Origin of the sequence: Agromyces ramosus (genome assembly GCF_004216665.1) — a bacterium.
Lineage (GTDB): Bacteria > Actinomycetota > Actinomycetes > Actinomycetales > Microbacteriaceae > Agromyces > Agromyces ramosus.
The window spans coordinates 185,426-210,283 of the sequence record NZ_SGWY01000003.1 but is presented as its reverse complement, the minus strand read 5'-3'; the positions used below and the strand labels follow the sequence as shown (position 1 = coordinate 210,283).

The window sequence follows — 24,858 nt, the reverse complement described above, 5'->3', positions numbered from 1 at the left end:
CGACGATTCCGTGCGCGCCTGCAGGGGAAGGTGTCGGCAAGGTAACGATTCCTGTGGTGTTACACGGTTGTGACCGCGGTGACTTGTTTCCGCCTTGGGGGCGCAATACTGTCAAACACACGGCGTCATCAGGCGCTGCTTTGTGTACCAATCCTTCAGTCCCAAGGAGCAACATGAGCGTATTCGCGAAGGCCACGGCCTCGCGCTCGGCTCGCGCAGCATGGACGGGAGTCGCCCTCGCCGGCGTCAGCGCCCTCCTCCTCACTGCGTGCAGTTCGGGTGCCCCGGCCCCCGCCGAATCGGAAGAACCGACCGAGGCCGCCGGCGACGCCCTGCCCGTCGAGGCCGGCGAACGAGACCTCACTCTCAAGATCGGCACGATCCTTCCGCAGAGTGGAACGCTCGCCTTCCTCGGCCCGCCCGAGGAGGCCGGAGTCGAGCTCGCGGCGCAGCAGATCAACGAGGCCGACCTCGGAATCAACGTCGAGGTCATCTACCGCGACTCCGGCGACACCACGACCGACATCGCGACCGTCTCGGTGACCGACCTCCTCTCGCAGGACGTCTCGGCCATCGTCGGCGCTGCGTCGTCGGGTGTCTCCTTCACGGTCATCGACCAGATCACGTCGGCAGGCGTCGTGCAGTTCTCGCCCGCCAACACGTCGCCCGACTTCACCGACTACGAGGACAGCGGCCTGTACTTCCGTACCGCGCCGTCCGACCTCCTCCAGGGTGAGGTGCTCGGCAACCTGATCGCGGAGGACGGCGCATCGACGCTCGGCCTCCTCGTCCTGAACGACCCCTACGGCACCGGCCTCGCGGCCGCGACCACCGAGGCGTTCGAGGCTGCTGGTGGCGAGGTCGTGGCCGAGGAGCTCTTCAACACGGGCGACTCGAACTTCGACGCGCAGCTGTCCGCGATCAACGCGGCCAACCCCGACGCCGTGGCGGTCATCACGTTCGATGAGGCCAAGGTCGTCGTCCCGGCGCTCGTCGGTTCGGGCTACCCCGGCGACCAGCTCTACTTCGTCGACGGCAACCTGGCGGACTACAGCCCGGACTTCGCGCCGGGCCTGATCGCCGGCTCGAAGGGCACGCTGCCCGGCCCGAAGCTCGAGGACGACTTCCGCGAGCAGCTGCTCGGTGTCGACCCCGCGCTGGCCGACTTCAGCTACGGCCCCGAGTCGTACGACGCCACGATGCTGATCGCCCTCGCGGCCTACGCGGCCAACAGCACCGAGGGTGCCGACATCGCCGAGTACCTCCGACAGGTGTCGGGCGGCACCGGTGACGGCGAGAAGGTCTCCTCCTTCGCCGACGCCGCCGCCCTCCTCGCCGATGGCGAGCAGATCGACTGGGACGGCCCGTCCGGCCCGATCGGACTCGACGAGAACGGTGACCCGACCGAGGCCACCATCGGCATCTACGAGTACGCCGAAGACAACACCTACTCGCGCATCAACTAGTAGGTCACGTCTGGAAGGGCCCCGGCTTCGGCCGGGGCCCTTTCGCGTGCCCGGGATCCGGCCGGAACTCGAGATCGGGGGACAGCTTCGATCGGTGACGGGACCGGCTCGTCGACCGGTGCACGAGGCGCAGCGCATGTGGGGTTCGAGCAGCGGGCGACCACCGCTCCGTCCGCTTCCTCGGGCGCGCCGCGGGACGCAGACGCCGGGGACGAACGCCACTGCCGCCCTGGGCCACCGGGTGGTTCCCAGGCCACGCGGGCGTCCGCGAGCGCACGCGCGTCGTGCCATCGTCCGTCGGGCGTCGGTCCCCGCGGGGTCTCCGCGGCACCAACGTGCCCGTCGTCCTGCAGGAGGCGCTGATCGGCGACGTGGCCCGCATCCGCTGCCCGTGAGCGACGTCGGACCGGAAGCCGACGCGACGTGCGGGCGGCGGATGGGGGACAACGCGAAGGGGGCGGATGCCGCAGCATCCGCCCCCTTCGTGGTCGTCGTCGGTCAGTCCTGGCCGAGCGTGCCCAGGTAGAGGCCGATCACCTTGGGGTCGTTCAGCAGGTCCCGTCCGGTGCCGGTGTAGGCATCGTGACCCTGGTCGAGCACGTAGCCGCGGTCGCAGATCTGCAGGCAGCGGCGGGCGTTCTGCTCGACCATGATGGTGGTCACGCCCGCGCGGTTGATCTCCTTGACGCGCAGGAAGGCCTCGTCCTGGCGCACCGGCGACAGGCCCGCGGAGGGCTCGTCGAGGAGCATCACGTGCGGGCCCATCATGAGCGCGCGCGACATGGCGACCATCTGGCGTTCACCGCCGGAGAGCGATCCGGCGCGCTGTCCGAGTCGCTTGCCGAGTTCGGGGAAGATCTCGGTGACGAACTCGAGCCGCTCCTTCAGCCCCTTGGGCTTCTGGAACATGCCCATCTCGAGGTTCTCCTGGATGGTGAGCGAGGGGAACACGTTGTTCGTCTGCGGCACGAAGCCGACGCCCTTGGAGACGAGCTTGTTCGCCTTGAGGTTCGTGATCTCCTCGCCGTTCAGCTTGATCGTGCCCTCGCGCACCTTCACGAGTCCGAAGATCGACTTGAGCAGCGTCGACTTGCCGGCGCCGTTCGGGCCGATGATGCCGATGAGCTCGCCCTGTCGTGCGATGAGGGAGCACGCGTTGAGGATGTTCACGCCGGGCAGGTAGCCGGCCGTGACGGCGTCGACCTCGACGACGGGCTCGGCCACCGGGTCGAGCACCGCAGCTGCGGTGGGTTCACTGTTCGTCATCGATGAGCTCCTTCAGTACCTCGACATGCTCGGTGTCGATCCCGAGGTCGGCGTCGTGGTGGGCGCCGAGATAGGCGTCGATCACGGCGGGATCCTGCATCACGGTGTGCGGGTCGCCCTCCGCGACGATCTGGCCCTCGGCCATCACGATCACCCAGTCGGCGATGTGGCGGACCATGTGCATGTCGTGCTCGACGAAGAGCACGGTCATGCCCTGCGACTTCAGGTCGAGGATGTGGTCGAGCAGCGACTGCGTGAGCGCCGGGTTGACGCCCGCCATCGGCTCGTCGAGCATCACCAGCGTCGGGTCGCTCATGAGCGCCCTGGCCATCTCGAGGAGCTTCCGCTGCCCGCCCGAGAGGCTCGCCGCGTAGTCGTCCTTCTTGGGCTCGAGCTTGAACCGCGTGAGCAGCTCGACCGCCTTCTCCTCGATCCCGTCCTCCTGCTTGCGCCAGAGGAACGGCAGGACCGAACGGAACAGGTTCTCTCCCGTCTGGCTCTTCGCGCCGAGCTTCATGTTGTCCATGACGGTGAGCAGGCCGAGCGCCTTGGTCAGCTGGAAGGTGCGGATGAGCCCCATGCGGGCCACCCGGTACGCGGGGACGTGCGCGAGCGATCGACCGTCGAACTCCCACTTGCCCTCGTCGGGCTTGTCGAAGCCCGTGAGCAGGTTGAAGAACGTGGTCTTGCCGGCGCCGTTCGGACCGATGAGGGCCGTGATCGCTCCGCGTGGGACCTCGACGTGGGCGACATCGACGGCGGTGAGGCCGCCGAAGGTGCGCTTGACGCCGTCGGCGATGAGGATCGGGTCGACCTTGCGGACACCCGGGCCGGCGTCGCCGACGTGGAGGCCGGTGGTCTTCACCGGCTTGGCCGTGGGAGTGACGTCACTTGACAAAGGCCAGCTCCTTCTTGTTTCCGAAGATGCCCTGAGGCCTGAAGATGACAATCAGCATAATCGCCACCCCGACCAGGATGAACCGAAGCTGACCGGCTTGCACCTGCGTCATGAAGGGGAACCAGCCCGCCTCCACCGCTCGGGCGACGAAGCCCGAGAAGAAGGACAGCAGCACCCAGAAGATCATCGAGCCGATGACCGGTCCGAGGATCGTCGCGGCCCCGCCGAGGAGCAGGATCGCGTAGATGAAGAACGTGAGCGACGTCTGGTAGTTGGCCGGCACCACCGCTCGCGGCAGGATGAAGATCATGCCCGCGAGGGTGCCGTACACGCCACCGAGGATGAGGCTCTGCATCTTGTAGGAGTACACGTTCTTGCCGAGGGCGCGCACGGCGTCCTCATCCTCGCGGATGCCCTTGATGACGCGGCCCCACGGGCTGCGCATGATCAGCCAGGTGAGCAGCGCGAAGATCACGACGAGGGTCCAGCCCACGATCCGGATCCACCAGTCGTACGCGTTGTACGTGAAGGGTCCGAAGCCGTACGTGCCCGGCGGGATGGGGTTCAGGTCGGCGAAGCCGCCCTTGTACCCCTGCAGGCCGCTCGCCGATCCCGTGAGGGAGTCGAACGTGTTCGTCGTGAAGATGAGCCGCAGGATCTCCGCCGCCGCGATGGTGACGATCGCGAGGTAGTCGGCCCGCAGGCGCAGCGTCGGGATACCGAGGATGAGGGCGAAGATCACGGATGCCCCGACGCCCACCAGCACGGACGCCCACACGGGGAATCCGAACGAGAGCGTGGAGATCGCGTAACCGTAGGCACCGAGGGCCATGAAGCCCGCCTGACCGAAGTTCAGGAGGCCCGTGTAGCCGAAGTGGATCGCCAGGCCGAGGGCGGCCAGGGCGTAGGCAGCGGTCGTGGGGCTGATGAGCTCCTGCGCCGCGTTCGAGAAGATCGCAATCCAGTCGATCATGGTCGGTCCTCCTTAGCCGATTCTCTCGCGGCGACCGAGGATGCCCTGCGGTCGGAACAGCAGCACGAGGATCAGCACGACGAGCGCGCCCACGTACTTCATGTCGGATGGCAGCCAGAGCGTCGACAACTCGATGAACAGGCCCACGATGATCGAGCCCACGAGTGCGCCGAACGCCGTGCCGAGACCGCCGAGCGTGACCGCGGCGAAGACGAGCAGCAGGATCTGGAAGCCCATGTCCCAGCTGACGCCGGGCCGGAAGTACGCCCAGAGGATGCCGGAGAGACCGGCCAGCGTGCCGCCGGCGACCCAGACGATGCGGATGACGCGGTCGACGTCGATGCCGCTCGCAGCCGCGAGGCTGGGGTTGTCGGAGACCGCACGCGTCGCCTTGCCGATGCGGGTGCGCAGCAGGAAGAACGCGAAGGCGAGCAGCACCACGATCGAGGTGGCCATGCTGGCCACGTCGATCCACGAGAGCGTGACGGGACCGAGGTGGATGTCGGACGGGATCGTCGCGCCCGGCAGCTGCCTGGTGGAGCCGCCGTAGAAGAACTGGTACGTGTACCGCAGGGCGAGCGACAGGCCGATGCTCACGATCATGAGCGGGATCAGCGCGACGCCGCGCCGCCGGAGCGGTTTCCAGATCGTCGCGTCGAGCGTCCAGCCGAGCGCGCCGCTGAGTACGACGGCGATGATGATCGCCAGCCAGATCGGCAGCGCGAGATCGACGCCGAACGTGAGCACCATGAGCGCGCCGAACGTGATCATCTCCGCGTGCGCGAAGTTCGACAGGCCCGTCGTTCCGAAGATCAGCGAGAGGCCGATCGCCGCGAGCGCGAGGAGCAGGCCGAAGTTCAGGCCGTTGACCACTCTGATCAGCACCTGGGCGGCGATGTCGGTGGTCACCCGCTGGCCTTCGCCGAGGAAGAAGTTCACCGACTTGCGGTTGGTGAGGCCGAACTCGGCCGTCACGGTCGCCTGGCCGTCCTCGACCACGACGCCCTCGGGGAGGGTGTCCTCGTCGAGCGTGAGCTCGTACTCGGCCTTCTCGGGCACGCCGATGGTCCACTTGCCTTCGGCGTCGGTCTCGGTCTCCGCGTCGTAGCCGTTGCCCTCGACCGTGATGCGGACGCCTTCCAATGGCTCGTCGTCGAAGGTCACGTTGCCGCTGAAGAAGTACTCGAACTCCTCGGCCTCCGTCGCCGTACTCCCGGTCACCGCCATCGCAGGGGACGCTGCGATGCCGGAGAGGGTGAGTGCGGACAACAGGATTCCGAAGAGGATGAGCCACCTCCCGCGTGACCGTCTTGCGACTGTTTGCGTGGGTTCCACTGCACCTCCAAGGGTCCCGGCGCGGCTGATGGCCGTCTCGGGTCCGGGTCTTTCCCGTCGACGTCCTCGTCGACAGTACGTGCCGATTATGTCCCATGTGTTTCACACGCAGGCACAATGGCCCTCGATTGTTATCCGGGGAATGCCCGCTGCGCAAACTCGCTTAACATTGATGCATCCCGTCGAGACGCTCGACTCACGGGCGACCCACGACTCGGAACGAAGGGGAGAGATGGATCAGGCAGATCCGTTCGGATTCACAGGACTGACCTACGACGACGTCCTGCTGCTGCCAGGTCACACCGACGTGATCCCGAGCGAGGCCGACACGACCTCGCGCCTCACCCGCCGCATCGAGGTGTCGACGCCCCTGCTGTCGGCCGCGATGGACACCGTCACCGAGGCGCGCATGGCGATCGCCATGGCCCGGCAGGGCGGTATCGGCATCCTGCATCGCAACCTCTCCATCGCCGAGCAGGCCGACATGGTCGACCGGGTGAAGCGCAGCGAGTCGGGCATGGTGTCCAACCCCGTGACGACGACGCCCGACGCGACCGTCGCCGAGGTCGACCACCTGTGCGCCACCTACCGCGTGAGCGGCCTCCCGGTCGTCGATGGCGAGGGCGTGCTGGTCGGCATCATCACGAACCGCGACATGCGTTTCGTCTCCGACTTCGAGAAGCCCTCCACCTTCGTGCGCGACGTCATGACGAAGATGCCGCTGATCACCGGCCGGGTGGGCATGGACCCCGACGAGGCCATCGCGATCTTCGCCCAGCACAAGGTCGAGAAGCTGCCGCTCGTCGACGGCGCCGGCCGGCTCACCGGCCTCATCACCGTGAAGGACTTCGACAAGTCCGAGCAGTACCCGAACGCCACCAAGGACGCCGAGGGGCGCCTCCGCGTCGGTGCGGCCATGGGCTTCTTCGGCGACGCGTGGGAGCGCGCAGAGGCCCTCCGCGACGCCGGCGTGGACGTGCTCGTCGTCGACACCGCCAACGGCGAGAGCGCGGGCGTGCTCGACATCATCCGTCGGCTCAAGTCCGACCCGACGTTCGCCCACATCGACGTGATCGGCGGCAACGTCGCGACCCGCGAGGGTGCGCAGGCGCTCGTCGACGCGGGCGCGGACGCCGTGAAGGTCGGCGTCGGTCCGGGGTCGATCTGCACCACGCGCGTCGTCGCCGGCGTCGGGGTGCCCCAGGTCACGGCGGTCTACGAGGCGTCGAAGGCCACGAGGCCCGCCGGCGTGCCGCTCATCGCCGACGGCGGCCTGCAGTACTCGGGCGACATCGCGAAGGCCCTCGTCGCCGGCGCCGACACGGTGATGCTCGGCTCGCTCCTCGCCGGCACGGCCGAGAGCCCGGGCGAGCTGGTCTTCCAGAACGGCAAGCAGTTCAAGACCTACCGCGGCATGGGGTCGCTCGGTGCGCTCCAGACGCGCGGCAAGAAGACGTCGTACTCCAAGGACCGCTACTTCCAGGCGGACGTGCCGTCGGACGACAAGCTGATCCCCGAGGGCATCGAGGGCCAGGTGCCGTTCCGCGGTCCGGTCTCGGCCGTGGCCTACCAGCTCGTCGGCGGGCTGCGCCAGTCGATGTTCTACGTGGGCGCCCGCAGCATCCCCGAGCTCAAGGTGAAGGGCCGCTTCGTGCGGATCACGCCGGCGGGTCTCAAGGAGTCGCACCCGCACGACGTGCAGATCGTCGTGGAGGCGCCGAACTACACGCGGTGAGGGTTGGCGTGGCGCCGCGAAGCGGCGACACGCCTCCCTCACAAAGGCGGCAGCCGTAGCGCTCGCGGCGCGCCAGCGCCGCGAAGCGTGCCGCGGCAGACCGCGAGACGCAAGCCCCGCGGCCGCGAAGCGCCGGCGCGAAGCGCCGTGACCGCGGTCTCGATACGCGCCTTCGGCGCTACTCGACCTGCGGTCTCGATAGGCGCCTTCGGCGCTACTCGACCGGCGACACCCGTGCATCCCCCAGCCGCGTCACCGCCTCCGCCAGCACCTCCGGCGTGCACGCGAAGTTGAGCCGCGCGTGTCCTCGCCCGGCGATCGCGCCGAACCTCGGCCCGTTCGCGAGGGCGACCCTGGCGTGCTCGAGCGCGTACGCGGCGGGGTCGTCACCCCAGCCGAGGGCGGAGAGGTCGAGCCAGGCGAGGTAGCTCGCGTCGGGCATCCGGTATCCGACGCCCGGCAGCTCGTCGGCGATCAGGTCGGCGAGCAGCCGCCGGTTGTCGTCGAGGCTCGCGAGCACGCCGTCGAGCCACGGGCCGCCCTCGCGGAACGCCGCGATGGTCGCGATCGCGCCGAACTGGCTCATGCGCCACTCGACCTCGTACGGCATGGCGGCCCGCACCCGGTCGCCCCGATCGCTCGCCGTGACGATGAGGGCGGTCTTGAGCCCGGCGAGGTTGAAGGCCTTGGTGGCCGCGGTGACGGCGACGCCGTGCTCGCGTGCGGCGTCCGACACCGTGAGGAACGGCGTGTACGGCGTCGCCGGTTGCGCGAGCGGCCCGTGCACCTCGTCGGAGACGATCGTCACGTCGTGGCGGGCGGCGATGTCGGCGAGGGCGGCGAGCGTCGGGGCATCCGGGACCGTGCCGGTCGGGTTGTGCGGATTGCACAGCAGCATCGCGCGGGCGCCCGCCGCGAATGCCGCGTCGATCCCGTCGAGGTCGAGCGACCAGCCCTCGTCGATCCCGCCGAGCAGCGGCACGTCGACGACCGCGCATCCCGCCTCGGGGAGCAGGTCGAAGAACGGGTAGTACACCGGCGACGTGATGACGACCCCGTCGCCCGGCTGCGTGACGCGCCGGAGCACCTCGACGTTGCCGAGGCTCACGTCGGCCGTGCAGGTCACCCGGGCGGGGTCGACGTCCCAGCCGAGCCGGGTGGCGGCGAAGCCCTGGAACGCCTCCGCCACGGGGCGGCTGCCCGACGAGTACCCGGTGTCCGAGCGGTCGACGGCGGCGTGCAGCGCGTGGGCGATCGGCTCGGCGAGCGGATAGTCCATCTCGGCGACCGGCAGCGGCAGTACGTCCGGCGGGAAGCTCCGCCATTTCGCACTCGTCCGGGTGCGGAGGATGTCCAGCGGTTCGGCGGCGACGCGTTGCATGCCTCCAGCTTGCCCCACGAGGGCGGGGTGGCGACGGATGCCGCGTGGCGGTAGTCTGATCGGCTGCCCGCGGGGCGGTGCGGCCGGGCCGCGGATCGAACGGAAAACTCCCCATGGGCTTCATCGACGTCAACGGCGTCTCCTTCTCGCTGCCGGACGGCCGGCCGCTGCTGGCCGACCTGGCCTTCCGGGTGACGGAGGGGCGCACGACCGCGCTCATCGGCGCGAACGGCGCGGGCAAGTCGACGCTGCTGCGGATCATCCGCGGCGACCTGCGGGCCGACGAGGGCAGCGTGCAGGTCGACGGCGGCCTCGGGGTGATGGACCAGTTCGTGGGCACCGGACGCACGGCGCCCGGCGCGGCCGAGACGGTCGCGGGACTGCTCGTGTCGGTCGCGCCGTCGCGCATCCGTGCCGCGGCGATCGAGCTCGAGGCATCCGAGGACGCGCTCATCGAGACCGACGACACCGCCACCCAGATGCGCTACGCGTCGGCGCTCGCCGAGTACGCGGAGGCCGGAGGCTACGAGCAGGAGGTCGTCTGGGACCACTGCACGATGGCGGCACTCGGCATCCCGTTCGAGCGGGCGAAGTGGCGTGAGCTCGGCACCCTCTCGGGCGGCGAGCAGAAGCGGCTCGCACTCGAGGCGCTGCTGCGCGGGCCCGAGCAGGTGCTGCTGCTCGACGAGCCCGACAACTCGCTCGACGTGCCCGGCAAGCGCTGGCTCGAGGCGGAGCTCCGCGCGACGCCGAAGACGGTGCTGCTCGTCTCGCACGACCGGGAGCTGCTCGCGCGCGCCGCCGACCGCATCGTGACGCTCGAGCTCGGCGCGGCCGGCAACACCGCGTGGGTGCACGGGGGCGGCTTCGAGGGCTACCACGAGGCGCGGGAGGAGCGTTTCGCGCGCCTCGACGAGCTGCGCCGGCGCTGGGACGAGCAGCACGCGGCGCTGAAGCAGCTCGTCGCCACCATGAAGCTGAAGGCGACGTACAACGACGGCATGGCGTCGCGCTACCAGGCGGCAGTGACCCGCCTGCGCAAGTTCGAGGAGGCGGGCCCGCCCGAGGAGCGCCCTCCGGCGCAGGCGGTGTCGATGCGGCTGCGCGGATCGCGTACCGGCAAGCGTGCCGTGGTCTGCGAGCGCCTCGAGCTCACGGGCCTGATGAAGCCGTTCGACCTCGAGGTCTGGTACGGCGACCGGGTCGCGGTGCTCGGCTCGAACGGCTCGGGCAAGTCGCACTTCCTGCGACTGCTCGCCGGCGGCGGCACCGAGCCCGACCGCACGCTCGGGCACGTGACCACGGTGGGCGAGACGCTCGCGCGCGTGCCGCACGCGGGGCGCGCAGCGCTCGGCGCCCGAGTGGTGCCCGGCTGGTTCGCGCAGAACCACGAGCATCCCGAGTTCCACGGGCGCACCCTGCTCGAGATCCTGCATCGCGGCGACGCCAACCGCGAGGGCATGGCCCGTGAGGCGGCCAGCTCGGCGCTCGACCGGTACGGGCTCGCGGCATCCGCCCAGCAGCGCTTCGAGTCCCTGTCGGGCGGCCAGCAGGCGCGCATGCAGATCCTGCTGCTCGAGCTCTCGGGCGTGACCCTGCTGCTGCTGGACGAGCCCACCGACAACCTCGACCTCGTCTCGGCCGAGGCGCTCGAGGACGCCCTCTCGCGCTTCGACGGCACGGTGCTGGGGGTGACCCACGACCGCTGGTTCGCTCGTAGCTTCGATCGGTTCGTGGTGTTCCGCTCCGACGGCGAGGTGGTCGAGGCGGATGCCCCGGTCTGGGACGAGTCGCGCGTCGTCCGAGCCCGGTGACGCCCGTCGCCGGGCGGCGGCGGGGCGGGTTCGCTAGGGTTGACGGGTGACCCAGGAGATCGAGATCGGCCGTTCCAAGCGGGGCCGTCGCGTCTACGCGTTCGACGACATCGCCATCGTGCCCAGCCGGCGCACGCGCGACCCCGAGGACGTCTCGGTCGGCTGGTCGATCGACGCCTACCAGTTCGACATCCCGTTCCTCGCGGCGCCGATGGACTCGGTGGTCTCGCCCCGCACGGCGATCATGATGGGCCAGCTCGGCGGCCTCGGGGTGCTCGACCTCGAGGGCCTGTGGACCCGGTACGAGGATCCCGAGCCCGTGCTCGCCGAGATCCGCAACCTCGAGCCCGACCGGGCGACCGCGCGGATGCAGCAGCTCTACGCCGAGCCGATCAAGCCCGACCTGGTCACCGCCCGGCTGGCCGAGATCCGCTCCGCGGGCGTCACCGTGGCCGGCGCGCTCTCGCCCCAGCGCACCCAGGAGCTGTACGAGACCGTCGTCGCCGCCGGCGTCGACCTCTTCGTGATCCGAGGCACGACGGTCTCGGCCGAGCACGTCTCGAAGAACCAGGAGCCGTTGAACCTCAAGAAGTTCATCTACGAGCTCGACGTGCCCGTGATCGTGGGCGGCGCGGCCACCTACACCGCGGCACTGCACCTCATGCGCACGGGCGCGGCGGGCGTGCTCGTCGGCTTCGGCGGCGGTGCCGCATCCACCACGCGCGCGACGCTCGGCATCCACGCGCCGATGGCCACGGCGGTGGCGGATGTCGCGGGGGCGCGCCGCGACTACCTCGACGAGTCCGGCGGCCGGTACGTGCACGTGATCGCCGACGGCGGCGTGGGCAAGTCCGGCGACATCGTGAAGGCGATCGCCTGCGGCGCCGACGCCGTCATGCTCGGGGCGGCGCTGGCCCGGGCCACCGACGCCCCGGGCGGCGGCTATCACTGGGGCGCCGAGGCGCACCACTCCAAGCTCCCGCGCGGGCAGCGCGTGCACGTGGGCCAGGTGGCATCGCTCGAGGAGGTGCTCTACGGCCCGGCGCCCGGCGCCGACGGCACCGGCAACCTCATCGGCGCGCTCCGGCGCTCGATGGCGACGACCGGGTACTCCGACCTCAAGGAGTTCCAGCGCGTCGAGGTCGTCGTCGCGCCGTACCAGGGCGCCTGAGCCCGTCTCCACAACCCCCTGCGCGTCCGTGGCATCCGGCACACCCCCTCGGGTAGCGTGGGAACGGATCACGCGGTCGTCTCGTGGCACCGCGGGGATGGGGAACGACGATGGCGACACAGAGGTCGGCGCCGCGCAAGTCGGTGACGCGTTCGACGAAGCTGGGGCCCGAGGAACGTGACGCCGCGCTCGCGCGGCTCAAGGAGAAGGAGCTCGACATCCTCGTGGTGGGCGGGGGCATCGTCGGCACCGGGGCAGCGCTCGACGCCGTCACCCGAGGGCTCTCGACGGGGCTGCTCGAGGCGCGCGACTGGGCGTCGGGCACGTCGAGCCGTTCGTCGAAGCTCGTGCACGGCGGCATCCGCTATCTCGAGCAGCTCGACTTCCGACTCGTGCGCGAGGCGCTCATCGAACGCGGCCTGCTGCTGCAGCGCATCGCCCCGCACCTGGTCAAGCCCGTGCGGTTCCTCTACCCCGTGCAGCGCCGCATCTTCGAGCGCGTCTACGTGGGCGCCGGCATGATGCTCTACGACGTCTTCAGCTACACCGGCGGTCGGCCCCCGGGCGTCCCGCACCACCGGCACCTGTCGAAGCGGCAGGTCATGCGCGCCATCCCCTCGCTGTCCAACGACGTGCTCGTCGGCGGCATCACGTACTACGACGCGCAGGTCGACGACGCCCGGTACGTGGCCAGCCTCGCGCGCACGGCGAGCTTCTACGGCGCGCACGTCGCGAGCCGGGTGAAGGTCGAGGGGTTCGTCAAGGTGGGGGAGCGGGTCGTCGGCGTGAAGGCGCACGACCTGCAGACCGACGAGCGCTTCGAGGTGCGCGCGAAGCAGGTCGTGAACGCGACCGGCGTCTGGACGGACGACACGCAGCGCATGGTGGGCGAGCGCGGCACGTTCAAGGTGCGCGCCTCGAAGGGCATCCACCTCGTGGTGCCCCGCGACCGCATCCAGTCGGCCATGGGCATGATCTTCCGCACCGAGAAGAGCGTGCTCTTCGTGATCCCCTGGGGCCGGCACTGGCTCATCGGCACGACCGACACCGACTGGAACCTCGACAAGGCGCATCCGGCCGCCACCGCCGCCGACATCGACTACCTGCTCGAGCACGTGAACGCGGTGCTCGCGGTGCCGCTGAGCCGGGAGGACGTCGAGGGCGTCTTCGCCGGACTGCGCCCGCTGCTCGCCGGCGAGAGCGACCAGACCTCGAAGCTCTCGCGCGAGCACATCGTGGCGCACACCGTGCCGGGCCTCGTCGTCGTCGCGGGCGGCAAGTGGACCACCTACCGGGTGATGGCCAAGGACGCGATCGACGCGGCCGCCGACGCGATGGACGGCCGCGTGCCGCCGTCGACGACCCAGGACATCCCGCTGCTGGGCGCCGAGGGCTATCAGGCCGCGTGGAACAAGCGCGGCAAGATCGCCCGCGCGTTCGGCGTGCACAAGGTGCGCATCGAGCACCTGCTCAACCGCTACGGCACGATGACCGACGAGCTGCTCGACCTCATCAGGGCGGATGCCGCGCTCGGCGAGCCGCTCCCTGGCGCCGACGACTACCTCGGCGCCGAGGTCGTCTACGCGGCCTCGCACGAGGGCGCGCTGCACCTCGACGACGTGCTCGCCCGGCGCACGCGCATCTCGATCGAGGCGTGGGACCGCGGCGTCTCCGCCGCGCCGGTCGCGGCGCGGCTGATGGCGGGCGTGCTCGGGTGGGACGAGGCGCGCGAGGCGCTCGAGGTCGAGCGGTACCTGCAGCGCGTCGCGGCCGAGCGCGCGTCGCAGGAGCAGCCCGATGACGCCTCGGCCGACCGCGTGCGGCTCGAGGCGCCCGACATCGTGAAGGTGGACTGAGCCGGCGCGGATAGACTGGGGCGCGACGCACTCGAGACCGAGGAGTCCGCGCCATGGTTGATGTCCGCCGGGTCACCCTCCCCGGGGTCGGCGTGCTGCACTCCATCACGACGTCCGACGGCGTGGAGGTCGCGGTCGTCGCGCACCGCACCGGCTCCAGCGACCTCGTGAGCCGCCCCGCCGGAGCGCGCGGCGACGACGAGGCGATCACCGTGCGGCTCGACGAGGAGGAGGCGCACGCGCTCGCCGAGCTCCTCGGCGGCACGCGCATCGTGGAGTCCATCGCGGAGCTCGACGAGCTGCCCGGCGTGCCGATCGACTGGGTCACGGTCGACGATGACGACGCGCTGGCCGGGCATCGGCTCGGCGAGGTGCCTGCGGCATCCGGCGTCGCGCTCGTCGCCGTGGTGCGCGACGACCACGCGCACCCGTCGCCCTCGGCGGACTTCGTCGTGCAGCCGGGCGACACGATCGTCGCGGTCGGGCCCACCGAGGGCATCGAGGCGGTGTTCCGGGCGATCCGCCGCGGGGTCGCTGGAGACGCCGAGGCCTGATGCTCCAGATGATGCTGCGCCCGCGTTGGGTGCTCGCGCTCCTCCTCGCGCTCGGGATCGCCGCCGGGTTCGCGCTGCTCGGCCAGTGGCAGCTCGATCGCGCGGTGGAGCAGGCCGTCGTGCAGGTGCGGCCGACGGAGGAGGTGCGTCCGCTCGCCGACGTCGCGGAACCCGACGGGCCCACCGAGCAGGCCGCGACCGGCCAGCGCGTCGAGGTCACCGGCACCTTCGTGCCGGGCGACACCGTGATCGTCGAGGGCCGCCTCAACGACGGCGTGGCCGGCTACTGGCCCGTCGCGCACCTCGAGGTGACGGATGCCACGCCGGGCGGCCTGCCCGTCGCCCTCGGCTGGGCCGCCGACCGGGAGACCGCGCGGGAGGCGGCCGAGCGGTTCGACGCCGCCGCCGGCGACGAGGTCACGGTCGTCGGACGCTTCCTGCCGAGCGAGGCGCCCATCGTGCCCGCCGACGACGCGGACCCGTTCTCGATGACGACCGTCGCCGTCGCCCAGCTCATCAACGTCTGGGCCGACTACGACGATCGACCCGTGTACTTCGCCTACGTGACCGCCACCGAGCCGGTCGCCGGGCTCGAGGCCATCGTGTCGCCGCCGCCCGAGGTGACCGCCGAGCTCAACTGGCTGAACGTGTTCTACGCGATCGAGTGGGTGGTGTTCGCCGGGTTCGCGATCTTCCTCTGGTACCGGCTCGTCCGCGATGCGGTGGAGCGCGAGCGCGACGAGACCGCCGATCTGTCCGCAGCGCGACCCGCGGACGCGCAGCGGTAGTCAGCGCTTCGCGCCCCGATGCCGTGGTTCCGCACCGCTGACGCGGCGCCGCGCTCGCACCGCGACGACGATGGGGAGTCCGATCGCCAGCAGTCCGAACGAGAGGACGACCGCCGGGTTCGGGTCCGCTCCGGTGGGTGGCAGGGTTGCGACCGAACCGGCCGCGGGCGTCGCACGCACGTCGTCCGGCACGGCCGCGTCGTCGGGATCGACCGGCGAACCGGTCGGTTGACCGACCGGTTCGATGCGGACCGTGTCCGACATGCCGGCGTGCACGAGCACGGTCACCGTGAAGCCCCCGTCGGGATCCGTGTACCGGTCCCCCGGCAGGAGCGTGATCGCGTTCATGGACTCCGGGTCGGTCAGGCGTTCTCGTCCGTCGGCCGACTGCGCGATCACCTGTCCGCTCGTGGTGTCGCCCTGCACGACGTAGATCAGCACCCCGGCCTGCTGATCGGGAAAATCGCTCTGCGGCGCGGGCTCGGGATGTCGTGACTCGATCGCCACGCCTCGGAACTGTTCCGTCCTCACGACGGCGAGCGCTGCCTCCGCACGGTCCTCGACCGCATGGAGCGTGACCTCCGTCGGAATCGACGGATCGACGCAGCGCACCTGATGATCATCGATCCAGCCGAGCCGCCAGAGCGTCCAGCCGGTGAACTGGGTTCGACTGTCCGCGTCGCTCATGGGGTCCCACTGACCGATGAAGCGGAGGGTGCGCGACGGGTCCTCCTGGGGAAGGTTGGACGCCTCGACGTCGTAGAGGTCGGGGAGGCCGAGGGTATGCCCGGTCTCGTGCACGATGGTGTTCGGGAGGTAGCTGGTCGACATGACCACATGCCGAGTGAGGGAGCGGCCGTCGGCCTCGAGTCTGAGGTCGTTGTCGGCAGACGCTCGCCGTGCGAGGGAGGGGTTCGAGAGGTGGAACACCCAGATCACGTCGATCGTCGCGAAGTCGACGACCGGATCCGCCAGGCGGACCGCCTCGGTCGTGATCTTCGTCATGGAGTCGCCCGCCCATCCGCCGCCCGCAGCCGGCGGATACGCGCTCGTCGGGTCGGGCAGGGTCATCCACGTCTCGTGCGTCTCCACCTCGATGTCGAGGCGACCGCCGGACTGCGCCTCCAGCACCGCCGTCTCCTGCTCCATGATGCGTTGGTAGATCGGCATCATCTCGTTGGCCGGGTCGTCGATCCGCTGGTCCGGGAAGTCGACGAAGAGTGCCTGGGCGCGCACGGTCCCGACGGACCTCGCCGCGCTGAAGTGGCCTGGGAATCCCTGCTGCATGGAGAAGTTGATGGACTCGACCTTGCACGAATCGGCGGGGAGCAGTCCGGCCGCCTCAGCCCCGGTCGCAGCGGGCGCCCCGAGCACGATGCCGGCCGATGCGAACGCTGCGCCGAGCAGGAGCGACGCGGACAGTGCAACGATGCGTGAGCGCATGACGCTCCCATCCTCGGGTCGCCTCAGAGCGTATCCGCGGGTCGCGGGTGGGGGCAGTCCCAGTTCGGGGCGAACGACGCCCGCACGCGGGTTCCGCCGGGATCCGCGGATGTTCCGCCCGCGGCGAACTCCGGCCATGGCACGTCGCGGCGGCGCGATCATTTCCGTGTGACCAGCGAAGACCCGCTCGACGCCTACTCGGCGGTCGTCACCCGCGTCGCGCGCGAGGTGCTGCCGAGTGTGGCGAGCCTCGCGGTGCGCACGTCGCGGGGCGAGGGCGCCGGAAGCGCGAGCGTCATCTCCGACGACGGCGTGCTGCTGACCAGCGCCCACGTCGTCGTCGGCGCCCGGTCGGTCGAGGCGACGTTCGCCGACGGCACCGCGGTGGCCGTCGACGTGGTCGGGCGCGACGTGCTCTCCGACCTCGCAGTGCTGCGGGCCCGCGGCACGGTGCCGCCGCCGGTGCCGCTCGGCGATGCCGCCGGCCTCAGCGTGGGCCAGCTCGTGGTGGCGCTCGGCAACCCCATGGGCCTGGCCGGCAGCGTGACCGCCGGCATCGTGTCGAACCTCGGGCGGTCGCTGCCCACCGCATCCGGGCGGGTCATCGATGAGGTGATCCAGACGGATGCCGCGCTGAACCCCGGCAACTCGGGCGGCGTGCTCGCCGACGGCCGCGGACGGATGGTCGGCGTGAACACCGCCGTGGCCGGCATCGGACTCGGGCTGGCCGTGCCGATCAACCGAGCCACGCGCGACATCATCGCGACCCTCACCCGGAGCGGCCGCGTGCGGCGGGCGTGGCTCGGCATCGTCGGTGCGCGTGTGCAGCTCGCACCCGAGCTCGCCGCACGGATCGGCTCGCCGACCGGGCTGCAGGTGGCGGGCGTCGCGTCCGGCAGTCCGGCCGAACTCGCCGGCGTGCACCGCGGCGACATCGTCGTGTCGCTCGACGGCAATGACGTCGTGACCTCCACGTCGATCCAGCGCCTCATGGTCGAGGACGCGATCGACCGGCAGGTGGAGATGACCGTGTGGCGCAACGGGGCGCTCGTCGACGTCTTCGTCGTGCCCCGGGAGCTCGTCGACGCGCCGTAGACTGGACCCATGCCCCTCGAGCCCAAACTCGCCGATCTGCCGCGCATTCGCGGGGCGCTCCGCTTCTACCAGGTGGCCTCGGTCATCACCGGCGTGCTGCTGCTCCTGCTCTGCGCCGAGATGATCATGAAGTACGCGTTCGGGCTCGAGCTCGAGCTCGGCGGCCCGCAGGGGCTGCTCGCGTTCGTGCCGATCGACACCGTGACGGCCGTGAACCTGTCCACCGGCATCCTCATGGTGCACGGCTGGTTCTACGTGGTGTACCTGTTCAGCGACTTCCGCCTGTGGAGCCTGATGCGCTGGCCGTTCAGCCGGTTCATCATCATCGCGCTCGGCGGCGTCGTGCCGTTCCTCTCGTTCATCCTCGAGGCCCGCATCGGCCGCGAGGTGCGCGCCTACCTCGACCGGCGCGAGTCCGAGGCAGCACCGGATGCCGCGACCAGCACCGCCGACACCGTGGAGGCCCAGCAGTGACCGACCAGCCCGCAGCGCAGGCGACCGAGCAGTCCACCCAGCAAGCCGCCGACCAGGGCACCGAGCAGCGCCCCGTCCTCGTCGTCGACTTCGGCGCCCAGTACGCGCAGCTCATCGCGCGGCGCGTGCGCGAGGCATCCGTCTACTCGGAGATCGTGCCGCACACGATCACGGCCGAGGAGGTGCGCGCGAAGGACCCCGTGGGCATCGTGCTCTCGGGCGGCCCCTCGTCGGTGTACGAGCCGGGGGCGCCCTCGCTCGACGAGGGCATCCTCCGGCTCGGGGTGCCGACGCTCGGCATCTGCTACGGCTTCCAGGTGATGGCACAGCAGCTCGGCGGCCGGGTCGCGCACACCGGGCATCGCGAGTACGGCTCGACGGCGGTCACGGCTCGCACCGACGATGACAACGCGTTGCTCGCCGGCCAGCCCGAGTCGCAGACGGTGTGGATGAGCCACGGCGACTCCGTGGCGGTCGCGCCCGAGGGCTTCGAGGTGCTCGCCTCCACGGCCACCACGCCCGTCGCGGCGTTCGCGAACGACGAGCAGGGCTTCTACGGCGTGCAGTGGCACCCCGAGGTCAAGCACTCGGAGTTCGGACAGCGCGTGATCGAGAACTTCCTGCACCGCGCAGCGGGCATCCCCGCCGACTGGAACTCCGGCAACGTGATCGCCGAGCAGGTCGCCCGCATCCGCGAGCAGGTCGGCTCGGCCCGGGTCATCGCCGGTCTCTCCGGCGGCGTCGACTCGGCGGTCGCCGCCGCCCTCGTGCACGAGGCCGTCGGCGACCAGCTCGTGTGCGTCTTCGTCGACCACGGCCTGCTCCGCAAGGACGAGCGCCGGCAGGTCGAGGAGGACTACGTCGCGGCCACCGGCATCCGGCTCGTCACGATCGACGCGGTCGACACCTTCCTCGACGCGCTCGCGGGCGTGAGCGACCCCGAGGAGAAGCGCAAGATCATCGGGCGCGAATTCATCCGTGCGTTCGAGCGGGCCGAGCGCGACCTGGTCGCGGAGGCGGCGGCCGATGGCGAGCCCATCCGGTTCCTCGTGCAGGGCACGCTCTACCCCGACGTCGTCGAGTCGGGCGGCGGCACGGGCACCGCGAACATCAAGAGCCACCACAACGTGGGCGGCCTCCCCGAAGACCTGCAGTTCGAGCTCGTCGAGCCGTTGCGCACGCTCTTCAAGGACGAGGTGCGCGCGATCGGCCGCGAGCTCGGCCTCCCCGAGGCGATCGTGGGCCGCCAGCCGTTTCCGGGGCCCGGCCTCGGGATCCGCATCGTGGGCGAGGTCACCGCTGACCGCCTCGAGATCCTGCGTGACGCCGACGCGATCGCCCGCGCGGAGCTGACGGCCGCGGGCCTCGACCAGGAGATCTGGCAGTGCCCCGTCGTGCTCCTCGCCGACGTGCGCTCGGTCGGCGTGCAGGGCGACGGCCGCACCTACGGGCACCCGATCGTGCTGCGACCCGTCTCCTCGGAAGACGCGATGACCGCCGACTGGACGCGGCTGCCCTACGACGTGCTGGCGAGGATCTCGAACCGCATCACGAACGAGGTGCGCGAGGTCAACCGGGTCGTGCTCGACGTCACGTCGAAGCCGCCGGGCACCATCGAGTGGGAGTAGCCGGCGCTCAGTCGAGCAGCCGTCGGATGGCGGCCGTGATCGCGGCGACGTCGAGCACCTCGTCGCGCCGTGCCGTGACCTGGTGCAGGAGCACGCCGTCGCAGTAGTCGGCGACCCATCGGGCGCGGAGCGCCGCATCGCCGAGCCCGATCGCCCCGATGGAGCGCTCGGCGAGCGCGAGGAAGCGGCGATGCCCCTCGGCGACGTCGTCGGGCCGCTCGATGCTGAGGCTGAAGCGCGTGCGGGCGAGGTCGGCGTGGGAGCGTGCGAGCACGCCGAGGTACGAGGCGAGCTGGCCGGCGAGCCCCTCAGGCGTGGTGGCGGGCGTGCCGTCGCCCGCCGCCCACACCTCGAGGTCGCGCTGTTCGACCCGGTCGACCACGGCGCCGATGAGCGCGACACGGGTGCGGAAGTAGTTCGAGGTGGTGCCGGGCGGCACGGATGCCTCCCGGTCGACCGCCCGATGCGTGAGCCCCTTGAAGCCGTGGTCGGCCACGATCGCGAGCGCCGCATCGGCGAGGGTCGTGCGTCGATCGGCCATACCGGGGAGTCTAGGCGAGGTGGGCGCGAATCCACTCCACTTGTAGTGGTGAGTTCACTACACGTGTAGTAGTGTCAGCGCATGGACACGATCAGCATCGTCGGCGGCGGCATCGCCGGGCTGGCACTCGCCTCGCGACTCGACCCCGACCGTTTCGAGGTGACGCTGCACGAGCAGCGGGCGGAGCTGCCGGTCGCGGGCACCAGCCTGGCCATGTGGCCCGATGCCCAGGCGGCACTCGCCGCACTCGGGGTCCTCGACCCGCTGCGAAGCGTGGGCATCCCGATCGACCACTTCCCCATGTGGAGCGAGGCGGGACGGCGACTCGCGGACCTGTCGGCCGAGGGCATGGTCGTCTCGCGTCACGAGCTGCTGAGTGCGCTCGACGCGGTGGTACCCGACTCGGTGCGACGCGTGACCGAGCGCGTCGACGACGTCGATCGCCTCGGGGCGACGGTCGTCGTGGGGGCCGACGGCGTGCACAGCGCCGTTCGCCGCGGACGGTGGGGTTCCCGTTCGGATGCCCGCGTCACGCCGGTGCTCGCGGTGCGCGGCGTCGTCGCCGACGAGCTTCCCGAGCACGCGCTCGGCGAGTACTGGGGTCGCGGCCAGCTCTTCGGCCTCGGCCCGCACAACGAGGGCACCAACTGGTACACGGCGTTCCGCTCCGACCTCGGTCCCCGCCACGTCGACGCCGGCGATGCGCTCGACATCGCACGGGCGCGCCATGCCGACGCGGCACCGCAGATCCGGCGGGTCCTCGCCTCGGCGGCCCCAGAGACGACGCTCGCTCAGCGGATCTGGACGACCCCCCGGCTCTCGAGCTACGTGCGGGCCGACGCGGCCCTCGTCGGCGACGCGGCGCACGCGATGACGCCGAACCTGGGCCGCGGCGCGTGCGAGGCGCTCATCGACGCCGTGACCCTCGGCGACCTCCTCGGGCGGATGTCGCCCGACGCGGCCCTCGCCGCCTACGACCGGGCGCGGTGTCGACGCACGCAACGCCTGCGCGCGGCGTCTTCCGTGCTCGGGCGCGTGGCGCTGGCCGAGCGCCTGCAGCCCCTGCGGGATCGGCTCGTCGCGACCGTCGGGCGGCGCTCGCTCGTCGGTCGCCGTGACGTGCCGGCCGAGGCATCCGCTCGCATGACCGGCTGACGCCGGCGGCGTCGATCGCCTCGACCGGCCATGGCTGGCAGGATGGGCGCATGGGGGTCGTGGAGAACTCGAAGCTCACGGTCGTCGGGGCCGGAAGCGTGGGCGCGAGCCTCGCGTACGCCGCGCTCATCCGCGGGTCGGCGAGCGAGGTCGCCCTCTACGACATCGCCGCGGCCAAGGTCGAGGCCGAGGTGCTCGACCTCGCCCACGGCACGCAGTTCACCGACGCACGTGTCAGCGGCGGCGACGACCTCGCCGTGGTGGAGGGCTCGCATGTCGTCGTGGTCACGGCGGGTGCCAAGCAGGCGCCGGGCCAGACGCGGCTGGAGCTCGCCGAGACGAACGCGCGCATCCTGGAACGGGTGCTCCCGTCGCTGCTCGAGCGGGCGCCCGACGCGGTCTTCGTGCTCGTCACCAACCCCGTCGACGTGCTCACGGTGGTGGCCAGGCAGATCACCGGGCTCCCCGCCAACCGCGTGTTCGGGTCGGGCACCGTGCTCGACACGTCGCGCCTGCGGTGGCTGCTCGCGCGCCGGGCCGGGGTCACGACGTCGAGCGTGCACGCCGACATCGTCGGCGAGCACGGCGACACCGAGTTCCCCCTGTGGTCGAATGCGCGCATCGGCCCCGTGCCGATCCTCGACTGGCGAGGCGGCGACCCGTTCACGTTGGCCGAGCTCGACGAGATCGCGCACGAGGTGCGCAACGCCGCCTACACGGTCATCCGGGGCAAGGGGGCCACGAACTCCGCGATCGGACTGGCCGGGGCGCGCATCGTCGAGGCGGTGCTCGACGACGAGCACGCGGTGCTGCCCGTCAGCACCGTGCTCAGTGGCCTGCACGGGATCGACGGCGTGGCGCTGTCGGTGCCCAGCCTCGTCGGCGGCGACGGCGCCTTCCCGCTGGAGGGCGTGCCGTTCTCGCCCGACGAGGAGGCGCTGCTGCGGGCGTCGGCCGGCGCGATCCGGGCGTCGCTGGAGACGCTCGGGCGATGAGGGCGACCGCCGCGCGAACGGGGGATACGACGCAGTGCGCCGACGCGAACAGATTCGAGCCGTGATCCGCACGAGGAAGGGCCGCCCGAGGGCGGCCCTTCGACGGTCGATCGAGGCTGACGCTAGTCGCGCGCGATGGCGAGGAAGCGCAGGATCTCGAGGTAGAGCCAGATCACGGTGATCAGGATGCCGAAGGCGCCGCTCCAGCCGTACTTCTTCGGGGCGCGGTTGCGCACGCCCTGCTGGATCGCGTCGAAATCGAGCACGAGCGAGTACGCCGCCATCAGGATCACGAGCACGCCGACCACGAGACCGAGCGGGATGCCCCAGATCTCGGCGCCGAGGAGGCCCCACGGGTCGTTGTTCACGCCCGTCCACATGAGGATCAGGTTGACGAGCGAGAACACGAGGTAGCCCACCATCGCGATGAGGAAGACCTTCGTGGCCTTCTTCGACGCGCGGATCTTGCCGCTCGCGAAGAGGGCCAACGTGACGCCGACCACCGCGATCGTGCCGATCACGGCCTGGGCGACGATGCCGGCCCACTGGGTCTCGAACATCAAGGAGATGCCGCCGAGGAAGACGCCCTGGGCCGCCGAGTAGGCGAGGATCAGGGCCGGCGACGGCTCCTTCTTGAAGATGTTCACCAGCGCGAGCACGAAGCCGATGATCGAGGCGCCCCAGAAGAGCCACGGCATCGCGGGCGTGACGAGCCAGCCGACCGCGGCGAACACGACGAGCACGGCGAACGCGCCGGCCGTCTTCGCGACGGTGTTCTCGACCGTCATGACCTCGCGGTCGGGAAGGGTCGCAGGCTGGTTGTACATCTCCTGGAGCTGCTGAGCCGACACGTCCTGTGCGGCTGCGACAGCGCCCTGCTGCGAGAAGGCGGAATTCCGCGAGAATGCGGGATTGTCGAGAGCCATGGTGTTCCTCTGCTTTCGGCTGTCGTCGGTGCGGGGGACAGGCGACTGGATGCGGCATCCGTGCCATGCACCAATCTACCGGTCGTAGCAGGGATAACGCCCTGAGTTCTGCGCGGATTCCCGCGGATCCGGTCGACGCGTGGATACGCTGGGGCGCATGCTGCACGATTCCGGCGCGCGCCCCCTCGTGATCGGCCATCGCGGTGCGTCGGGCTACCGTCCGGAGCACACGCGTTCGGCCTACGAGCTGGCGTTCGCGCTCGGCGCCGACGCGGTGGAGCCCGACATCGTCGCGACGCGCGACGGAGTGCTCGTGCTGCGGCACGAGAACGAGATCTCGGGCACCACGGATGTCTCGACGCGGCCGGAGTTCGCGTCGAAGCGCACGACGCGAGAGGTCGACGGCAAGCCGCTCACCGGGTGGTTCACCGAAGATTTCACCTGGGCGGAGCTCTCGACCCTCCGCGCGCGCGAGCGACTGGGCGCGCTGCGCCAGTCGAGCGCGAGCTTCGACGACCGGTACCCCGTGATCCGGCTCCGCGACCTGTTCGAGCTCATCGACACGGCCGCCGACGAGCAGCGCCGGCTCGTTCGCATGGTGGCGGAGTTCAAGCACGCGAGCCACTTCGCCGCGCTCGGGCTGCCGCTCGACGAGCTGTTCGCGGCCGAGCTCGACGACGCGGGCTGGGGTCGTGGCGACGAGCGCCTCGTCATGGAGGCGTTCGAGCTCGACGTGCTCGATCGGCTCGGCAGCCGCGGCATCCGCGGTCCGCGGGTGTTCCTCGTGGAGGCGACCGGGTCTCCGATCGACGTCGTGCTCGCCATGGGACGCGCGGCGCCGAGCTACGACGACTACATGACGGAGGCGGGCCTGCTCGGGCTCGCCGGGCGGGTCGACGGCGTGAGCGTCGGCAAGGCGCGCCTGCTCGGGGCTCCGCGCGGTGCGGCGACCCGGGCGCCGGCGTCCGAGCGCGGGGCCGTGGGCCGTTCGCCGCGCAGGGTCGTGCCCCTCGTCGGGGCCGAGCTCGTCGACGCCGCGCACTCCGCCGGCCTGCGGGTGTTCACGTGGACGCTGCGTCCCGAGAATCGCTTCCTCTCGTCGGCGTACCGGCGCGGCACGGCGCGCTCGGCGTTCGGGAACTGGCTCGGCGAGTTCGAGGACGTCATCGGAACCGGCGTCGACGGGATCTTCGTCGACCACCCCGACCTCGGCGTCGAGGCGCGTCGCGCGCTGCGCGCCTGAGCGCCGATCGCGGCACCCGCTGCCGGCGTCATCCGCCCGCGACCGCGCCGCGAGTCACGTCGAATCGTCGCGCCGACACCGAGCGAACGTCGGATCGGTGTGACTCGCGGATGCCACGGCA

At 70.9% G+C, this 24,858-nt stretch carries 21 protein-coding genes; 13 read left to right on the top strand and 8 right to left on the bottom strand.

Annotation, left to right across the window (positions count from 1 at the left end):
• Positions 1-173: 173 nt before the first annotated feature.
• Complete coding sequence (locus tag EV187_RS12865) at positions 174-1,466, top strand: ABC transporter substrate-binding protein (protein WP_130353479.1); 1,293 nt, start codon at positions 174-176, stop codon at positions 1,464-1,466.
• Positions 1,467-1,964: 498 nt separating this feature from the next.
• On the opposite strand, the gene EV187_RS12860 is transcribed toward EV187_RS12865, so the two are convergent.
• Genes EV187_RS12860 through EV187_RS12845 form a run of 4 tightly spaced genes read right to left on the bottom strand, consistent with a single transcriptional unit; the run spans position 1,965 to position 5,890 of the window.
• A complete protein-coding gene (locus EV187_RS12860; RefSeq protein ID WP_130353478.1) occupies positions 1,965-2,732 on the bottom strand; it encodes an ABC transporter ATP-binding protein in 768 nt (255 codons plus the stop codon).
• Positions 2,719-3,630, bottom strand: coding sequence for an ABC transporter ATP-binding protein (locus tag EV187_RS12855; RefSeq protein ID WP_130353477.1), 912 nt, complete (start codon positions 3,628-3,630; stop codon positions 2,719-2,721). Before EV187_RS12855 ends, EV187_RS12860 begins: the two co-directional genes overlap by 14 nt.
• Positions 3,620-4,600: a branched-chain amino acid ABC transporter permease gene (locus EV187_RS12850; RefSeq protein WP_130354066.1), complete on the bottom strand. Its 981-nt coding sequence runs from the start codon at positions 4,598-4,600 to the stop codon at positions 3,620-3,622. Before EV187_RS12850 ends, EV187_RS12855 begins: the two co-directional genes overlap by 11 nt.
• 15 nt (positions 4,601-4,615) lie before the next feature.
• On the bottom strand, positions 4,616-5,890 hold the full coding sequence (locus EV187_RS12845) for an ABC transporter permease subunit (RefSeq protein WP_423190896.1): 1,275 nt from the start codon (positions 5,888-5,890) through the stop codon (positions 4,616-4,618).
• Positions 5,891-6,170: 280 nt separating this feature from the next.
• On the opposite strand from EV187_RS12845, the gene guaB reads away from it, so the two are divergent.
• A complete protein-coding gene (gene guaB / locus EV187_RS12840) occupies positions 6,171-7,673 on the top strand; it encodes an IMP dehydrogenase (protein ID WP_130353476.1) in 1,503 nt (500 codons plus the stop codon).
• A gap of 214 nt (positions 7,674-7,887) precedes the next feature.
• Here guaB and EV187_RS12835 read toward each other — a convergent pair whose 3' ends face one another.
• Positions 7,888-9,054 (bottom strand): MalY/PatB family protein, encoded by a 1,167-nt coding sequence (locus EV187_RS12835; protein ID WP_130353475.1) that lies wholly within the window; start codon positions 9,052-9,054, stop codon positions 7,888-7,890.
• Positions 9,055-9,167: 113 nt separating this feature from the next.
• On the opposite strand from EV187_RS12835, the gene EV187_RS12830 reads away from it, so the two are divergent.
• The 5 genes from EV187_RS12830 to EV187_RS12810 all read left to right on the top strand — a co-directional run bounded on the left by EV187_RS12830 (position 9,168) and on the right by EV187_RS12810 (position 15,237).
• Positions 9,168-10,868 carry an ABC-F family ATP-binding cassette domain-containing protein gene (locus tag EV187_RS12830; protein WP_130353474.1) on the top strand — a complete coding sequence of 567 codons (1,701 nt, stop codon included), beginning with the start codon at positions 9,168-9,170 and terminating at the stop codon, positions 10,866-10,868.
• Positions 10,869-10,914: 46 nt separating this feature from the next.
• Positions 10,915-12,039 carry a GuaB3 family IMP dehydrogenase-related protein gene (locus EV187_RS12825; RefSeq protein ID WP_130353473.1) on the top strand — a complete coding sequence of 375 codons (1,125 nt, stop codon included), beginning with the start codon at positions 10,915-10,917 and terminating at the stop codon, positions 12,037-12,039.
• Positions 12,040-12,149: 110 nt separating this feature from the next.
• Positions 12,150-13,895: a glycerol-3-phosphate dehydrogenase/oxidase gene (locus EV187_RS12820; RefSeq protein ID WP_130353472.1), complete on the top strand. Its 1,746-nt coding sequence runs from the start codon at positions 12,150-12,152 to the stop codon at positions 13,893-13,895.
• Between the two features lie 53 nt (positions 13,896-13,948).
• On the top strand, positions 13,949-14,449 hold the full coding sequence (locus EV187_RS12815) for a cation:proton antiporter regulatory subunit (protein WP_130353471.1): 501 nt from the start codon (positions 13,949-13,951) through the stop codon (positions 14,447-14,449).
• Positions 14,449-15,237: an SURF1 family protein gene (locus EV187_RS12810; protein WP_242609598.1), complete on the top strand. Its 789-nt coding sequence runs from the start codon at positions 14,449-14,451 to the stop codon at positions 15,235-15,237. Before EV187_RS12815 ends, EV187_RS12810 begins: the two co-directional genes overlap by 1 nt.
• Here EV187_RS12810 and EV187_RS12805 read toward each other — a convergent pair whose 3' ends face one another.
• Positions 15,238-16,680 (bottom strand): metallopeptidase domain-containing protein, encoded by a 1,443-nt coding sequence (locus EV187_RS12805; protein ID WP_130353470.1) that lies wholly within the window; start codon positions 16,678-16,680, stop codon positions 15,238-15,240.
• 168 nt (positions 16,681-16,848) lie between these two features.
• Here EV187_RS12805 and EV187_RS12800 point away from each other — a divergent pair, with 168 nt between their 5' ends.
• The 3 genes from EV187_RS12800 to guaA are packed head-to-tail and all read left to right on the top strand — an operon-like array spanning position 16,849 to position 19,877.
• Entirely contained in the window at positions 16,849-17,775 is a 927-nt protein-coding gene (locus EV187_RS12800; protein WP_130353469.1) for a S1C family serine protease, read from the top strand.
• 9 nt (positions 17,776-17,784) lie between these two features.
• Positions 17,785-18,249 (top strand): DUF3817 domain-containing protein, encoded by a 465-nt coding sequence (locus EV187_RS12795; protein ID WP_130353468.1) that lies wholly within the window; start codon positions 17,785-17,787, stop codon positions 18,247-18,249.
• On the top strand, positions 18,246-19,877 hold the full coding sequence (gene guaA / locus EV187_RS12790) for a glutamine-hydrolyzing GMP synthase (RefSeq protein ID WP_130353467.1): 1,632 nt from the start codon (positions 18,246-18,248) through the stop codon (positions 19,875-19,877). Before EV187_RS12795 ends, guaA begins: the two co-directional genes overlap by 4 nt.
• A 7-nt stretch (positions 19,878-19,884) precedes the next feature.
• Here the strand turns inward: guaA and EV187_RS12785 are convergent, their stop codons facing one another.
• Entirely contained in the window at positions 19,885-20,418 is a 534-nt protein-coding gene (locus EV187_RS12785) for a TetR/AcrR family transcriptional regulator (RefSeq protein ID WP_130353466.1), read from the bottom strand.
• 81 nt (positions 20,419-20,499) lie between these two features.
• Between EV187_RS12785 and EV187_RS12780 the strand changes: the two genes are divergently transcribed.
• Positions 20,500-21,573 (top strand): FAD-dependent monooxygenase, encoded by a 1,074-nt coding sequence (locus tag EV187_RS12780; RefSeq protein WP_130353465.1) that lies wholly within the window; start codon positions 20,500-20,502, stop codon positions 21,571-21,573.
• A 50-nt stretch (positions 21,574-21,623) separates the two neighbouring features.
• On the top strand, positions 21,624-22,568 hold the full coding sequence (locus EV187_RS12775; RefSeq protein ID WP_130353464.1) for an L-lactate dehydrogenase: 945 nt from the start codon (positions 21,624-21,626) through the stop codon (positions 22,566-22,568).
• Between the two features lie 122 nt (positions 22,569-22,690).
• Here the strand turns inward: EV187_RS12775 and EV187_RS12770 are convergent, their stop codons facing one another.
• Positions 22,691-23,494 carry a Bax inhibitor-1/YccA family protein gene (locus tag EV187_RS12770; protein ID WP_130353463.1) on the bottom strand — a complete coding sequence of 268 codons (804 nt, stop codon included), beginning with the start codon at positions 23,492-23,494 and terminating at the stop codon, positions 22,691-22,693.
• Positions 23,495-23,651: 157 nt separating this feature from the next.
• On the opposite strand from EV187_RS12770, the gene EV187_RS12765 reads away from it, so the two are divergent.
• Positions 23,652-24,737, top strand: a complete 1,086-nt coding sequence (locus tag EV187_RS12765) for a glycerophosphodiester phosphodiesterase family protein (RefSeq protein WP_130353462.1) — start codon at positions 23,652-23,654, stop codon at positions 24,735-24,737.
• Positions 24,738-24,858 lie beyond the last annotated feature (121 nt).

Excerpts from the sequence above, each read along its gene's own strand:
- EV187_RS12865 (WP_130353479.1), top strand. The coding sequence starts at position 174 with ATGAGCGTATTCGCGAAGGCCACGGCCTCGCGCTCGGCTCGCGCAGCA.
- EV187_RS12860 (WP_130353478.1), bottom strand. The coding sequence starts at position 2,732 with ATGACGAACAGTGAACCCACCGCAGCTGCGGTGCTCGACCCGGTGGCC.
- guaB (WP_130353476.1), top strand. The coding sequence starts at position 6,171 with ATGGATCAGGCAGATCCGTTCGGATTCACAGGACTGACCTACGACGAC.
- EV187_RS12835 (WP_130353475.1), bottom strand. The coding sequence starts at position 9,054 with ATGCAACGCGTCGCCGCCGAACCGCTGGACATCCTCCGCACCCGGACG.
- EV187_RS12830 (WP_130353474.1), top strand. The coding sequence starts at position 9,168 with ATGGGCTTCATCGACGTCAACGGCGTCTCCTTCTCGCTGCCGGACGGC.
- EV187_RS12820 (WP_130353472.1), top strand. The coding sequence starts at position 12,150 with ATGGCGACACAGAGGTCGGCGCCGCGCAAGTCGGTGACGCGTTCGACG.
- EV187_RS12815 (WP_130353471.1), top strand. The coding sequence starts at position 13,949 with ATGGTTGATGTCCGCCGGGTCACCCTCCCCGGGGTCGGCGTGCTGCAC.
- EV187_RS12810 (WP_242609598.1), top strand. The coding sequence starts at position 14,449 with ATGCTCCAGATGATGCTGCGCCCGCGTTGGGTGCTCGCGCTCCTCCTC.
- EV187_RS12805 (WP_130353470.1), bottom strand. The coding sequence starts at position 16,680 with ATGCGCTCACGCATCGTTGCACTGTCCGCGTCGCTCCTGCTCGGCGCA.
- EV187_RS12795 (WP_130353468.1), top strand. The coding sequence starts at position 17,785 with ATGCCCCTCGAGCCCAAACTCGCCGATCTGCCGCGCATTCGCGGGGCG.
- EV187_RS12785 (WP_130353466.1), bottom strand. The coding sequence starts at position 20,418 with ATGGCCGATCGACGCACGACCCTCGCCGATGCGGCGCTCGCGATCGTG.
- EV187_RS12780 (WP_130353465.1), top strand. The coding sequence starts at position 20,500 with ATGGACACGATCAGCATCGTCGGCGGCGGCATCGCCGGGCTGGCACTC.
- EV187_RS12775 (WP_130353464.1), top strand. The coding sequence starts at position 21,624 with ATGGGGGTCGTGGAGAACTCGAAGCTCACGGTCGTCGGGGCCGGAAGC.
- EV187_RS12770 (WP_130353463.1), bottom strand. The coding sequence starts at position 23,494 with ATGGCTCTCGACAATCCCGCATTCTCGCGGAATTCCGCCTTCTCGCAG.
- EV187_RS12765 (WP_130353462.1), top strand. The coding sequence starts at position 23,652 with ATGCTGCACGATTCCGGCGCGCGCCCCCTCGTGATCGGCCATCGCGGT.